This window comes from Alloalcanivorax sp. C16-1, from assembly GCF_046507805.1.
GTDB lineage: Bacteria > Pseudomonadota > Gammaproteobacteria > Pseudomonadales > Alcanivoracaceae > Alloalcanivorax.
This window is the reverse complement of record NZ_JBKFTK010000002.1, coordinates 511,714-524,847: the sequence shown is the minus strand read 5'-3', so window position 1 is coordinate 524,847 and position 13,134 is coordinate 511,714. Positions and strand designations below refer to the sequence as shown.

Here is a 13,134-nt window from a genome sequence, read left to right as displayed (position 1 = left end):
GCGTTTCGCGGTCGAACCACCGCTCCCGCCGACACCCCGGCGCCGGGCGCCGATCCCCTCATGAAGCCGTCACGGGACTGCGCTACAATGCGCGCCCTCGATGGAGGCACGATGACGCTGTTACCCGATACCCCCTTGTTCCCCGCCGGCAACGAGCACTTCAAGGACTGGCGCGGTCTGTCCGACGGCAGCCTGGCGGCGGTGCTCACCCAGGTGGCGCGCTCCCTGGACGGCCCGCTGCTGGTGGCGGCCCCCGGCAGCGGCCGCGCCCAGCAACTGGCCGACGCCCTCAGCTTCTATCTCGCGGGCAGCGATTTGCCGGTGATGCTGTTCCCGGACTGGGAAACCCTGCCCTACGACCTGTTCAGCCCGCACCAGGACATCGTCAGCGACCGCATCCGCGTGCTCAACTGGCTGAGCAGCGCCCGCCACGGCGTGCTGGTGGTGCCGGTGAATACCCTGATGCAGCGGCTGGCGCCGCCGTCGCACATCGCCGGCAACAGTTTCATGCTGCGCGTCGGCGAGCCCTTCGACATGGAGACCACCCGCGCCCGGCTGGTGGATTGCGGCTACCGGCAGCGCGACAACGTCTACGAACACGGTGAGTTCGCGGTGCGCGGGGCGATCATGGACGTGTTCCCCATGGGCACCTCGCAGCCGTTCCGGGTGGAGCTGTTCGACGACGACATCGAATCCCTGCGCCTGTTCGACCCGGAGTCCCAGCGCTCCACCGGTCAGGTCACCGAGATCAATCTGCTGCCGGCCGCCGAGTACCCGCTCAGCGCCGAGGGCATCCGCCACTTCCGCACCGCCTTCCGCGACACCTTCGACGTGGACCCGCGCCATGTGCCGCTCTACCAGGAGGTGTCCGAGGGCATCGCCGCGCCGGGGCTGGAATACTATCTGCCGCTGTTCTTCGACAGCCAGGCCACCCTGTTCGATTACCTGCCCGCCAACGCCCGCGCCCTGGAAATGGCCGGCTGCGAGGAGGCCGCCGCGCACTTCTGGGACGAAGTCAGCGCCCGCTACGAACAGCGCCGCCATGATATTTACCGGCCGGTACTGCCGCCGGCCCGGCTGTTCCTGCGCCCGGATGAACTGGACGGCGCCTGGAAGCGGCTGCCCCGGGCCCGCCAGCGCGACGGCGAGCGGGCGGTGTCGTTCCGGGTGGAGGCGGCGCCCAAGGTGGCCGCCGACCCGCGCGCCGGCAACCCGCTGACGCCGCTGCACGCCTTCGCCGATGCCCGTCCGGATCTGCGCATCCTGGTGGTGGCGGAAACCGCCGGGCGCCGCGAGGCGCTGCTGGAGCTGATGCAGAAGATCGGCATCCAGCCGTCCCTGAAGGACGGCTGGGCGGACTTCCTGGCCGACCCGCAACGCTGGAACCTGACCCGTGGCGAGCTGGACGCCGGCTTTTACGCGCCGGACCACCAGCTGCTGGTGGTCAGCGAGAGCGAGCTGTACGGCGAGCGGGTGATGCAGCGCCGCCGCCGACGCACCAGCGAAGACAGCGGCAACGAACTGGGCATCCGCTCCCTGGGCGAGCTCAGCATCGGCGCACCGGTGGTGCACCTGGACCATGGCGTGGGCCGCTACCAGGGCCTGGTGCACATGGCGGTGCACGGCCAGGAGCACGAATTCCTGCTGCTGGAGTACGCCGGCGGCGACAAACTTTACGTGCCGGTGTCCTCCCTGCACCTGATCAGCCGCTACGGCGGCGGCGACAGCCCGCCGCTCAACCGCCTGGGCACCGAGCAATGGACCAAGGCGCGCCAGAAGGCCGCCGAGAAGATCAACGACGTGGCCGCCGAGTTGCTCAACACCTACGCCCGCCGGGAAGCCCGCCAGGGCCGCGCCTTCGGCGTCGAATCGGAAGACTACGAGCGTTTCGCCAGCGGTTTCCCGTTCGAGGAAACCCCGGATCAGGAGGCGGCCATCCGCGCGGTGATCAGCGACATGCAGCTGGCCAAACCCATGGACCGGCTGGTGTGCGGCGACGTCGGCTTCGGCAAGACCGAGGTGGCCATGCGCGCCGCCTTCGTGGCGGTGCAGAGCGGTACCCAGGTGGCGGTGCTGGTGCCCACCACCCTGCTCGCCCAGCAGCACTACGAATCGTTCGTCGACCGCTTCGCCGACTGGCCGGTGAACATCGAGGTGCTGTCCCGCTTCCGCAGCGCCAAGGAGAAGAGCGATGTGCTCGACCGGCTCAAGGCCGGCAAGGTGGACATCGTCGTCGGCACCCACCAGCTGCTGCAGGAATCAGTGGCGTTCTCCGACCTGGGCCTGATCATCGTCGACGAGGAACACCGCTTCGGCGTGCGCCACAAGGAACGGCTCAAGGAGCTGCGCGCCGAGTGCGACATTCTCACGCTCACCGCCACGCCGATTCCGCGCACCCTGAACATGGCCATGAGCGGCATGCGCGATATTTCCATTATCGCCACGCCGCCGCAAAAACGCCTGTCTGTGAAAACCTTCGTGCAGCAGAAGAACGACACCGCCATCAAGGAGGCGATCCTCCGCGAGCTGTTGCGCGGCGGCCAGGTCTATTACCTGCACAACGACATCGACACCATGGCGCGCACCGCCGAGGAACTGCGCAAGATGGTGCCGGACGCCCGCGTCGGCATCGCCCACGGGCAGATGCGCGAGCGCGAGCTGGAAGCGGTGATGAGCGACTTCTACCACCGCCGCTTCAACGTGCTGGTGTGCACCACCATCATCGAAACCGGCATCGACGTGCCCAGCGCCAACACCATCGTCATCGAGCGCGCCGACAAGCTGGGCCTGGCCCAGCTGCATCAGCTGCGTGGCCGGGTGGGCCGCAGCCACCACCAGGCCTACGCCTACCTGATCACCCCCAGCCCCCGGGCCATGACCAAGGACGCCCTCAAGCGCCTGGAGGCCATCGAGCAGGCCACCGACCTGGGCGCCGGCTTCGTGCTGGCCAGCCAGGACCTGGAGATCCGCGGCGCCGGCGAGCTGCTCGGCGAGGAACAGCACGGCAACATGGAGGCAATCGGCTTCTCGCTGTACATGGAGATGCTGGAGCAGGCGGTGGAAGCCCTGAAGAACGGCGAGCAGCCGGACACCGCCAGGCCGCTGTCCGGCGGGCCGGAGGTGAACCTGCGCATCCCGGCGCTGATCCCGGAGGATTATCTGCCGGACGTGTTCACCCGCCTGACGCTGTACAAGCGCATCGCCGGCAGCAAGACCTTGGAACAGCTGGAAGAGCTGCAGGTGGAGATGATCGACCGCTTCGGGCTGCTGCCCGATCCGCTCAAGAATCTGTTCCGGGTCACCGCCCTGCGCCAGCGCGCCGAGGCCCTGGGCATCACCCGGCTGGACGCCCACCCGCGCGGCGGCAAGCTGGAGTTCGCCGAGCGCACCCCGGTGGACCCGCTGACCATCGTCAAGCTGGTGCAGTCCGGGCCCAATCTCTACAAGCTGGAGGGCGCCAGCACCCTGCGCTTCGAGCTGGAGTCGGAGACCGCCGCCGAGCGCTTCGAGGTGGTGGAGCAGGTGTTGGAGCGGTTGGCCGGCGGCCGTGGTTGATCGCGACTGAAGTCGCTCCTACGGCGAGGGGTGTTGTAGGAGCGACTTCAGTCGCGATCGGCGTCGGCGCTAATGATGGTGGCCGCTGTCGGCCACCCGCTCACCCGGCACCCACAGCACCTCGCCGGTGACCGCCACCGGCGTGTCCCCCACCGTCACCGGCAGGGTCCAGGTGCTTACCCGGGCCCGCTCACCGGCGTCCAGCACCGCCGCCGACGGCCAGCGCTCGGCGTAGGCGGCGCGCGGCTCGGTCCAGGTATAGCGGGGCCCGCCGGCCACCTTCACCCACTTCGCCTCGGCGGCCTCCGGCGCGGCGTTCAGAAAGCTGCCACCGGGCCCCACGCGCAGCCAGGGCCGGCCCCTGGCGTCCGCCACCACCACCGGCTTCTCCCCCTGATTGTGCAGGTGCAGCGCCGGCACCGTGCCCGGCGCCAGGGTCACGGTGACCCGCTCGGTGAGCACCGGGTCGGAGGTGAGCCGGGACAGAAAGCGTCCCGGCGGCAGCGGTTCATAGCGGAACGACCCGGCCAGGGCACTGGCCTCGCCGGCCCGCCGCACCGGCACCCGCCAGTCGGCCAGCCGCGCCGGCCGGCCGGCGTGCTCCAGATCGTGGGGCACCGCCACGCCGTCGGTGCGCAGCCGCGGGTCGAACCAGCCCCAGTGGGGCCGGTCGTTGACCTTGGCCCAGCGCGGCGCCGCGTCCTGGGCCACGCCATCCGGCAGCGGCACGCCCCGGGCGGCGGTCTGGCCCCGGTACCAGGCCGGGCTGGCCAGGTCCGCCAGCACCCCGCCCCGGTCGATGCGCAGGAAAGCACGCCCTTCCCCATCGAGAATTTCCAGGGTGCGGTCACTGTCGTTGGCCACCACCAGCTGCGGCGCCACCGTGGTCTGCACCTGGGCGTCGACGCCGGCCAGCGCCGCCGGTAACGGGTCCAGCCGCGCCTTCACGGCTTTGGCTTCCGGCCCGTGGGCGCCGGCGGCGCCGGCCAGCAGCAGGCCGGCCAGGCCCAGCAGGCCGGCAAAACGGAATCGAACGGTCATGGTCGCGCTCCTCATTGCCGGGCCAGCTATTGTCGGACCAACAGGGTCGGCGCCGCATCCGGCAGCAGCACCTGCACCGAGGCGGCGGTGGACGGCACCACCATGGCTGAGCCATCGCTGGCCACCCGATTGACGAACAGCAGGTAATGGCCGGCGGGGGCCACCGCCGCGTTGCCCGGAATGGTCACGCTGACCTGGCCGTCGCCCACCGTGTGCGGCAGCACCACGGTACGCTGATCGCCGTCCACCAGGTGGGTCAGGCTGGTACGGCGCACCAGCAGCACCTCGTTGATGGCGGCGGCGTCGTCCACCTGGATGTCGATGGCCTCGCCGTGGGACACCTCCGTCGGGGCGGACAGGATCTCCGGGCGGTCCTTGAACACATAGGGCGGGCTGTAGATTTCGAAGGACGGGTCGCGGCCGTCGTTGGGCGAGAAGCCCAGCTCCTCCAGGTTGAGACTGAACAGGTAGGCGGTATTGATCGGCGCGTGGCCGCCCACCAGCACCCGGCCGTCCGGCAGCAGCAGCGCCGTATTGTGGTAGGTGCGCGGGTTCAGGGAGCTGGCCATGGGCGTCCAGGTTCCGGTGTTCGGGTCGAAGCGCTCGGTGACCTGCACCGGGTTGGCGGAGCCCGGCAGCACCACCTCGTCCCGGTTGGCGCCGTTGAAGGCCATCACCGAACCGTCCGGCAGCAGCACGGCGGTGGAGTACCAGCGCGGGCCGTTCAGGTTGCCGACGATTTCCGAGGAATAGCGCATGCCGCTTTCGGTGTCCGGCACGTTCACTTCCACGGTGTCCATGCGCGCATTGGGCACCGCCAGGTAACTGCCCGGGCTGGTGGCCGCCACCGCGCCCACCACGCCGCCGGCGGTGAGGAAGCGGGCGGTGTCGTACTCACCGGCGCCGTTCTGGCGCAGCGGCATCATGATCGAGAAGGTGGAGCCCCGGAAGCCGGCGCCCAGCAGCCGGTTGGCCACCTGCGGGTCGGCCACGTCGCCGAGCAGGTTCTGCACCTGCTCCAGACTGCCCAGGGGGTCGCCCAGCAGGCCGCTGAGCAGGCCCTCGCCGGTGCCGATCAGATCCTCCAGCAGATTCGGGCTGGTCAGGGTCAGGGCATGGGTGATGCGCTCCAGACCGAGCTCGTCGAGCTGCACGTTGAGGCCGGCGTAGCCCAGGTCGGTCCACAGTTCCTGCTCGGGATCGTAGACCGATACGAAGTTCCATTGCGCCTGGTTGTAGGACTGGCCGAACGGATTGAAGGCCTGGCCGGCGGCGTTGTAGAACACCTGGCCGTTGGGCAGCAGATGCAGGCGCGGGTACAGCGGCAGCGGCTTGCCGGCGGTGCTGTCCAGGCCCGGCAGGGGGCGCTCGCCGTTCTCGCTCCAGGTGCCGCTTTGCAGGTCGTAGGTTTCGCTGGCGCGCACATTGTCGGCGGACTGCAGCAGCTCGCGCAGGCCGCTGCTCTCGCCGCCGATCAGGGCGCCGGTGTAGACCGGCTTGAGCAGTTTGGTGACGCCGCTGGCCACGAAGATGTCGCCGCCGGGCAGGGTCACCAGGCTCGGGTACCAGCGGCCGTGGATCATGTGGCCGGTCTGGGTCCAGCTGTTGTCCGCCGGATCGAAGATGCGCGCGTCCTTGAGGCCTTCCAGTTCCACCACGCCGATGTCGTCCGGCACGCTGATCTCGCCGAAGTTGCTGGGCAGCGGAATCTCGTTGTCGATGGACCCGAGCACGTCGCGGGCCTGGGGGAACACCGAGCCCAGGGACGGTTCGGTGTAGTAGTCGGTGCCGCCCACCGCCATGATGCGGCCGTCGGCCAGCTGGATCACGTCGGCGCAGAACAGGGCGCCGTCGTTGCCCGGGGTGCTTTCCGCGTCGGTCAGCTCCTTGCCGGGCAGCAGGGTGTCACTGTCGTTGCCGTCCACGTTGGCGCCACCGCGCACCGGCGAGGGCCGTTCCCAGCTGATGCTGTCCTGGGGACCGGCGGGGCCCAGATTGAGCACCCGGGTCTGGTCGTTCACCGCCACGAAACCGAACTCGGCGACGATGGAGAACTCCACGTTCTCGGTGCCTTCCAGGGCGTTGAAGTAGACCAGCCGGTTGTCCGGCAGCAAGGCGATGGACCCCGCCGCCGGCTTGCAGCGCAGGTCGCCCTCGCTGTCTTCCAGGCATTTGTCGTCGGTGGTCACCACCTTGAGGTTATCGCCGGTGCTGGCGTCGCTGTAGCGGATGGTGGGCTCGGCGAACGGGCCGGCGAACTGGCCCAGCTGGCAACCGTCGCCCTGGCACTGGTATTCGCGGCCGGCGAACGACGCGCCCCGGGGCGCCGGCGCCGGGTCCATCGGATCCTCGGCCCGGGGCGTGCCCTCGTCCACCGGACCGTCACCGCCGCCGGACACCGCCGTGTCACCGCCGCCACCACCACCGCCGCCGCCACAGGCGGCCAGCGCGCCGGCCAGCAGACTCAAACCGATAAGCCGTTCCAGATGTCCCATGATGCTCTCTCCGGCTGTCATTGTTATGTCATTGGAGTCGCGGTCAGGCCACGATGGATCGAGTCTGCGCCGGGAGAGCGGCGGGCGTCGTGAGCGTTCGGGCACGGAATTACCACATTCCGACGCATCCATACCGATGGGAGAAAGCGGGTTACCGAACTACCGTAAAAGTTTCACGCGGCGGCGACAGGGCAAACAAAACGGCCCGTTTCTGTGGAGCGGGGATGGCACGCTCGTGCCGTGGTCAGAGCGCCTGGCCGGCGGCGTGGGCGCTGGCCCAGGCCCATTGAAAGTTGAAGCCGCCCAGTTCGCCGGTGACGTCCAGCACCTCGCCGATAAAGTGCAGGCCGGGCACCGCCCTGGCCTCGAAGGTCTTGGAGGACACCGCGTCGGTGTCCAGGCCGCCCAGGGTCACTTCGGCGGTGCGGTAGCCCTCGGTGCCGGAGGGTTTGAAGCGCCAGCCCTTGAGCACCGCGGCGATCTCCGCCAGGCGCTCATTGCCGTGGTGCTGCAGCGGGCCACCCCAGTCGAAGTGCTCGGTGAGGATGCCGGCCAGCCGCTGGGACATGAAGCCGCGCAGCCATTTTTCCACGCCGGCGCCGGGCTGCGCCGCGCGGGCCGCGCGCAGGTCGGCGGCCGGGTCCGCCAGCGCCGGCAGCCAGTCCACGGTGACCGGTTCGCCGGGGGTCCAGAAGCTGGAGACCTGCAGCATGGCCGGCCCGGACAGACCCCGGTGGGTGATCAGCAGCGGCTCCGCGAAGCGGCGCCCGCCGGCTTCGGCGACCACCTCGGCGCTGACCCCGGCCAGCTCCGCCAGCCAGCGTTTGTCCGCCGGCTGCAGGGTGAACGGCACCAGCCCGGGGCGGGTGGGCCGCACCGGCAGGCCGAAGCGCGCCGCCAGCCGGTAGCCGAACGGCCCGGCGCCCAGGGTGGGAATGGACAGGCCGCCGGTGGCCACCACCAGCCGCCGGGCGAGGATCTCCGGGCCCGCTTCCGTGCGCAGCCGAAAGCCCTCGGCCACTCGCTCCGCCAGCCCCGGCGCGGCGCCCTCGCCGTCCACCGCCACCCCGTTGAGGTGGGTCACCTCGGTGTTCAGACGCACCTCGGCGCCGGCCCACTCACACTCGGTGAGCAGCACTTGCAGAATGTCCTTGCTGGAACCGGCGCAGAACAGCTGCCCGGGCGCTTTTTCCACGTGCTCCACGCCGTGGCGCTCCACCAGTTCCAGGAAATGCCAGGGGGAATAGCGGTTCAGGGCCGATTTGCAGAAATGCGGGTTGGCGGAGGTGAAATGGGCCGGCGTGGTGTTCAGGTTGGTGAAGTTGCAGCGCCCGCCGCCGGACATCAGGATCTTCTTGCCCGGTTTGTTGGCGCGGTCCAGCACCAGCACCGAATGGCCCCGGTAGCCGGCGGTGGCGGCGCACATCAGGCCCGCCGCCCCGGCCCCCAGGATCACCACGTCATAGTGTTGCTGTTTCATTGGCCACTTCTTCGTTCTTTGTCCGGGGACGATCCGCTGCCATCGGCGCGCAGCATAGCGGGCACGGCAGCCACATGGAACCGGGGGCGCGCTGGCGGCGGCTCCCCGGCTGTGCCACTATCCGGGCCGCCGGGAACGTTCATCCGCCACTCAAAAAACGCCTATGACCATTGACGACCCCACCCAGGCCGCCGTGCATCGGCTGTGGGACCACCTGGGGCAACGGCCCGCCTCGGATCCGGACAGCAATCTGCATGCGCTGTTTTCCGGTATCGGCGATCTGATCGACAGCCGCCACGGTTGCTGGCTGTGCGCGATCCGCCTGAGCGAAAACGCCAAGGATCCGCTGAACGGCTGGCGCCCCGCCTCGGTGGTGTTTCACGGCGAGCTGCCCAATGACCAGGCCGCCTACCGCAAGGCGGTGAGCGGCGTGGACCAGGGCCGCGAGCAGCCGGACGAATCCACCTTCGCCCATGTGCGCCAGGCCGGCCGGTTCCGCGCCAGCCTGTTGTCGGATCAGGTGTCCGAGGCGTTTTACCAGGGGCGCTCTTACCAGCTGCACTATCTGGGGCGCGGCATCATCGACCGGTTGTTCGTGATTCTGCCGGTCAACGAGGATCTGGAAAGCTTCTTTATGTTCGACCGGCTGCGCGGCCAGGCGCCGTTCCGCCGCGCCGACCTGGAGATCGCCGCCTACGCCCTGCGCAGCCTGGCCTGGTTCAACCGCCAGCTGCATCTCGGCCACGGCCGGCTGATCGCCGAGGAGCCGCTCACCCCCGCCGAACGGCGGGTGCTGAAACCGCTGCTTGGTGGCGGCGTGGAAAAGGCCATCGCCGACGACCTCAACCAGAGCCCGCACACCACCCATCAGCACGTGAAAACGATCTTCCGCAAATTCAACGTGCGCAGCCGCGCCGAACTGATGGCGCTGTGGTTGGGGCATTGAGGGGCTAGGACACTGAGCGACCGCCCCTACGGCAGCGAGGCCGTGGCGGTGGCGAGGGCCGCCAGCACCGCGCGCACCCGCGCCATGCCGCCGTGCAGCACCGCTTCGATTTCCGCCATGGTGATTTCCCGGTCGGCCTTGCCGGCCGCCGGGTTCACCACCAGCGACAGCATCGCGTAGGGGATTTGCAGTTCCCGGGCCAGTACCGCCTCGGGCATGCCGGTCATGCCGACGATGGTGTTGCCGTCCTGCTCCAGACGGCGGATTTCGGCGGCGGTTTCCAGGCGCGGCCCCTGGGTGGCGGCGTAGCAGCCGCCGTCCACCCAGGGGGCGCCGGCGGCGGCCAGGGCCGCCTTCAGCCGCTCACGCAGGGCGGCGTCGAACGGCCAGCTGAAATCCACGTGCACCAGCGGCTCGTCCGGATCGTCGAAGAAGGTGCCGTCACGGCCCCAGGTGTAATCGATGATCTGCTCGGGCACCACCAGGGCGCCGGTGTCGGCGCTGATGCCGCCCACCGCGTTCACCGCCACGATCTCGCTGGCGCCGGCTTCCTTCAGGGCCAGCATATTGGCCCGGTAGTTGACCTGGTGGGGCAGGCGCACATGGGGATCGCCGTGGCGGGCCAGAAACAGCACCGGCGCGCCGTTCAGCTCGCCTTCCACCACCGGCGCCGAGGCCTCGCCGAAGCGGGTGCGGATGGCGTGGTGCTTGCGGATCGTCAGCCCCTCGATGCGGGTCAGGCCGGTGCCGCCGATGAACGCCAGCATCTCAGCCTTCCTCGTCGAGGGCGAAAATGCCCGGCGCGTTGCGCCAGTAGCCCTTGTAGTCCATGCCCATGCCGAACAGATAGTGGTCTTCCGCCTCCAGGGCGGTGTAGTCGGCTTTCAGGCCCGGGCGGGCCTTGCGGTCGTGGACCTTGTCCACCAGCACGCAGGTGCTGACGCTGGCGGCGCCCTGGGCCTTGCAGGCTTCGATGATGGCCAGCAGAGTGTTGCCCACGTCGAGGATGTCGTCGAGGATCACCACGTCGCGGCCGGCCAGACTGGCGGTGGGAGTGACGATCCACTGCACATCGCCGCCGCTGGTTTCGCCCTGGTAACGGCTGGCGTGCAGGTAATCCACCTCCAGCGGGAAGTCCAGCCGGGTCAGCAGTTGCCCGGCGAACACGATGCCGCCGTTCATGATCGTCACGAACACCGGAAAGCGTTCGGAAAAATCGGTGGTCAGCTGCACCGCCACCCGGCCGATGGCCGCCTGAACGTCATCGTGGGAATGCAGTTCGCGGGCCTCGCGGCGCACCCGCATCAGTTCGTTCTTCAGCTCATTCGCCGTCGTCATCGCCTGTCTCCTGATCCTGTTCGCCTTTCCAGCCCTGGCGGCGGTCGCGCCGGTTACGGTTCGCGCCCCGGGCGACACCGCGCCGCGCCGAGGGCGCCTCGTCGTGGTCGCCCGACTCAGGGTCCGGGTCGTCGCCGGCGTCATCCCGAGGCGGGGCGGTATCGGCGTGCATGTGCAGGGTGCGCGTGGGGAACGCGAATTGCGCGCCGTGATCGTTCACGATGTGCATGATGCGCATCAGCACGTCCTGCTTGATCTCGTGATAACGCACCCAGTCGGTGGTTTTGGTGAAGGTGTAGATAAAGAACTCGATGTAGGAATCCCCGTAATGATCGAAGTTGACGATCAGGGTCCGGTAGTCGGTTTCCAGGTCTTCATGGTCGATCAGCATCTTGCGCACCGCCGCCACGATGTCCGGCATCGCCTGCCAGTCGTCGTAGCGGATACCGATCTTCTCGTTGATGCGGCGGTTGAGCATCCGCGACGGGTTTTCCAGCACCACCGTGGTGAACAGGGAGTTGGGCACGTACAGCGGCCGCTGGTCGAAGGTGCGGATGCGCGTCAGCCGCCAGCCGATGTGCTCCACGGTGCCTTCGATAGCGCGGTCCGGAGAGCGCACCCACTCGCCCACTTTGAAGGGCTTGTCCAGGTACACCATCATGCCGCCGAAAAAGTTGGCGAGCAGATCCTTGGCCGCGTAGGCCACGGCGATGCCGCCCACGCCGCCGAACGCGAGCACCCCGGAGATGCTGTAGCCCAGGGCCTGCAGAATGATCAGCAGCGCGGTGATCAGCACCGAGATGCGCAGCAGCTTGCCCACCGCGTTGGCGGTGGTTTTGTCCATCGGCTTCTTGACCCGGTCCGGGTTGACCAGGTTGGTCTCCACGTTGGTGACCAGGCGGGTCAGGAAGTAGGCGATGATGGCGATAAAGGCCACCCGGCGCACTTCCGCCACGTACTCGAAGATGGCGCTTTCGGACACCGACTGCAGCATCTCCGCCGCCACCGACAGGCCCACCACCCACAGCAGCAGGCGCACCGGCACCCGGGCCGCCTCCAGCAGGGCGTCGTCCCACAGGTTCTGGGTCTTGCTGCTGAAGTGATCGATGATGTCGATCACCCGCATCAGGATGAAATTGGTGGCCACGGTGAGAAACACCACGGCGAACACCTGGCTCAGCCACACCACCGTGTCGGTGTCCGGGCCGGGCCACTCCAGCAATTGACGCCAATCGGTCAGGGTTTGCCAGTTCATCGCGCGTCCTTCATCAACAGGTCGGCCACGTCACCGGCCTGGTGGCGGCGGCTCAGCGCCATTGGCGCCCGGGGCCGGCCACGCAGGGCGGCGGCGGGCACCCGGCCCTGGAACGATTGCGTCTCCAGCCACTGCATCACCTGCACGGCGCCGGCCCGGTCGTTGCACACCAGCACCATGTCGCAGCCCGCCGCCAGCGCCGCCTCGGCGCGCTGGGGGTAGTCGCCGGCCTCGGCGGCACCGGCCATGGCCAGGTCGTCGGAGAAGATCACCCCCCGGTAGCCACACTCGCCGCGCAGCACCTGGCCCAGCCAGTGCGGGGAGAAACCGGCGGGCTCCGGCGCCACCGCCGGATAACGCACATGGGCGGGCATGATGCCGTCCAACCGGGGGGCCAGGGCGCGGAACGGCCACAGGTCGTCCCGCAGGGCGTCCCGGTCACGGGGGTCCTCGGGCAGCTCCAGATGGGAGTCGGCGGCCACATGGCCGTGGCCGGGGAAATGCTTGCCGGTGGCGGCCATGCCGGCGCGCGCCATGCCGTCCATGAAGGCGCCGGCCAGGGCCACCGCCTGTCGCGGGTCGGCGTGGAAGCTGCGGTCGCCGATCACCGCCGAGTGGCCGTGGTCCAGGTCCAGCACCGGGGCGAAGCTGATGTCGATGTCGAAGCCGCGCAGCTCGTCGGCCATCAGTTCGCCGAGCAGGTCCGCCGCCGCCAGCGCCGCCTCGGGATCACGGTCCAGGTAACGGCCCAGGCTGGCCATCGGCGGCAGGCGGGTGAATTCGGTTTTGAAGCGCTGCACCCGGCCGCCTTCCTGGTCCACCGCGATCAGGATGTCCGGGCGCTCGGCGCGCACCGCGCGCACCAGCTGGTGCAGCTGGTCCGGCGCCTGATAGTTGCGGCTGAACAGGATCAGGCCGCCCACCGCCGGATGGCGCAGCAGTTCGCGTTCCTGGTCCGTGACGGTAAGGCCTTCCAGGTCCAGCATCAGCAGAGGCTGGATCTCGTTGTGTGGTTGCATGCAAT

The 13,134-nt window shown here is 69.0% G+C and carries 9 protein-coding genes; 2 read left to right on the top strand and 7 right to left on the bottom strand.

Features of this window, described 5'->3' with window-relative positions:
- The first annotated feature begins 111 nt into the window (after window positions 1-111).
- Window positions 112-3,555: a transcription-repair coupling factor gene (gene mfd / locus ACLD0W_RS09610; protein ID WP_410307261.1), complete on the top strand. Its 3,444-nt coding sequence runs from the start codon at window positions 112-114 to the stop codon at window positions 3,553-3,555.
- A gap of 69 nt (window positions 3,556-3,624) precedes the next feature.
- Here the strand turns inward: mfd and ACLD0W_RS09605 are convergent, their stop codons facing one another.
- The 3 genes from ACLD0W_RS09605 to ACLD0W_RS09595 form a co-directional block, all read right to left on the bottom strand.
- Complete coding sequence (locus tag ACLD0W_RS09605; RefSeq protein WP_410307260.1) at window positions 3,625-4,596, bottom strand: hypothetical protein; 972 nt, start codon at window positions 4,594-4,596, stop codon at window positions 3,625-3,627.
- A gap of 26 nt (window positions 4,597-4,622) precedes the next feature.
- Window positions 4,623-7,091, bottom strand: a complete 2,469-nt coding sequence (locus ACLD0W_RS09600; RefSeq protein ID WP_410307259.1) for a galactose oxidase-like domain-containing protein — start codon at window positions 7,089-7,091, stop codon at window positions 4,623-4,625.
- A gap of 244 nt (window positions 7,092-7,335) precedes the next feature.
- Window positions 7,336-8,571: an NAD(P)/FAD-dependent oxidoreductase gene (locus ACLD0W_RS09595; RefSeq protein WP_410307258.1), complete on the bottom strand. Its 1,236-nt coding sequence runs from the start codon at window positions 8,569-8,571 to the stop codon at window positions 7,336-7,338.
- 163 nt (window positions 8,572-8,734) lie between these two features.
- Here ACLD0W_RS09595 and ACLD0W_RS09590 point away from each other — a divergent pair, with 163 nt between their 5' ends.
- The gene (locus ACLD0W_RS09590; RefSeq protein ID WP_410307257.1) at window positions 8,735-9,517 is read left to right on the top strand and encodes a helix-turn-helix transcriptional regulator; all 783 of its coding nucleotides are present in this window, start codon (window positions 8,735-8,737) and stop codon (window positions 9,515-9,517) included.
- Window positions 9,518-9,543: 26 nt separating this feature from the next.
- On the opposite strand, the gene ACLD0W_RS09585 is transcribed toward ACLD0W_RS09590, so the two are convergent.
- The 4 genes from ACLD0W_RS09585 to nagZ are packed head-to-tail and all read right to left on the bottom strand — an operon-like array spanning window position 9,544 to window position 13,129.
- On the bottom strand, window positions 9,544-10,284 hold the full coding sequence (locus tag ACLD0W_RS09585) for an S-methyl-5'-thioinosine phosphorylase (protein ID WP_410307256.1): 741 nt from the start codon (window positions 10,282-10,284) through the stop codon (window positions 9,544-9,546).
- 1 nt (window position 10,285) lies between these two features.
- Window positions 10,286-10,855 (bottom strand): hypoxanthine-guanine phosphoribosyltransferase, encoded by a 570-nt coding sequence (locus tag ACLD0W_RS09580; protein ID WP_410307255.1) that lies wholly within the window; start codon window positions 10,853-10,855, stop codon window positions 10,286-10,288.
- Window positions 10,839-12,110 carry a mechanosensitive ion channel family protein gene (locus ACLD0W_RS09575; protein ID WP_410307254.1) on the bottom strand — a complete coding sequence of 424 codons (1,272 nt, stop codon included), beginning with the start codon at window positions 12,108-12,110 and terminating at the stop codon, window positions 10,839-10,841. The genes ACLD0W_RS09580 and ACLD0W_RS09575 overlap by 17 nt, the downstream gene beginning before the upstream one ends.
- A complete protein-coding gene (gene nagZ, locus ACLD0W_RS09570) occupies window positions 12,107-13,129 on the bottom strand; it encodes a beta-N-acetylhexosaminidase (RefSeq protein ID WP_410307253.1) in 1,023 nt (340 codons plus the stop codon). Before nagZ ends, ACLD0W_RS09575 begins: the two co-directional genes overlap by 4 nt.
- Between the last annotated feature and the right edge of the window lie 5 nt (window positions 13,130-13,134).

Excerpts from the sequence above, each read along its gene's own strand:
- ACLD0W_RS09580 (WP_410307255.1), bottom strand. The coding sequence starts at position 10,855 with ATGACGACGGCGAATGAGCTGAAGAACGAACTGATGCGGGTGCGCCGC.
- ACLD0W_RS09590 (WP_410307257.1), top strand. The coding sequence starts at position 8,735 with ATGACCATTGACGACCCCACCCAGGCCGCCGTGCATCGGCTGTGGGAC.
- nagZ (WP_410307253.1), bottom strand. The coding sequence starts at position 13,129 with ATGCAACCACACAACGAGATCCAGCCTCTGCTGATGCTGGACCTGGAA.
- ACLD0W_RS09585 (WP_410307256.1), bottom strand. The coding sequence starts at position 10,284 with ATGCTGGCGTTCATCGGCGGCACCGGCCTGACCCGCATCGAGGGGCTG.
- mfd (WP_410307261.1), top strand. The coding sequence starts at position 112 with ATGACGCTGTTACCCGATACCCCCTTGTTCCCCGCCGGCAACGAGCAC.
- ACLD0W_RS09595 (WP_410307258.1), bottom strand. The coding sequence starts at position 8,571 with ATGAAACAGCAACACTATGACGTGGTGATCCTGGGGGCCGGGGCGGCG.
- ACLD0W_RS09575 (WP_410307254.1), bottom strand. The coding sequence starts at position 12,110 with ATGAACTGGCAAACCCTGACCGATTGGCGTCAATTGCTGGAGTGGCCC.
- ACLD0W_RS09605 (WP_410307260.1), bottom strand. The coding sequence starts at position 4,596 with ATGACCGTTCGATTCCGTTTTGCCGGCCTGCTGGGCCTGGCCGGCCTG.
- ACLD0W_RS09600 (WP_410307259.1), bottom strand. The coding sequence starts at position 7,091 with ATGGGACATCTGGAACGGCTTATCGGTTTGAGTCTGCTGGCCGGCGCG.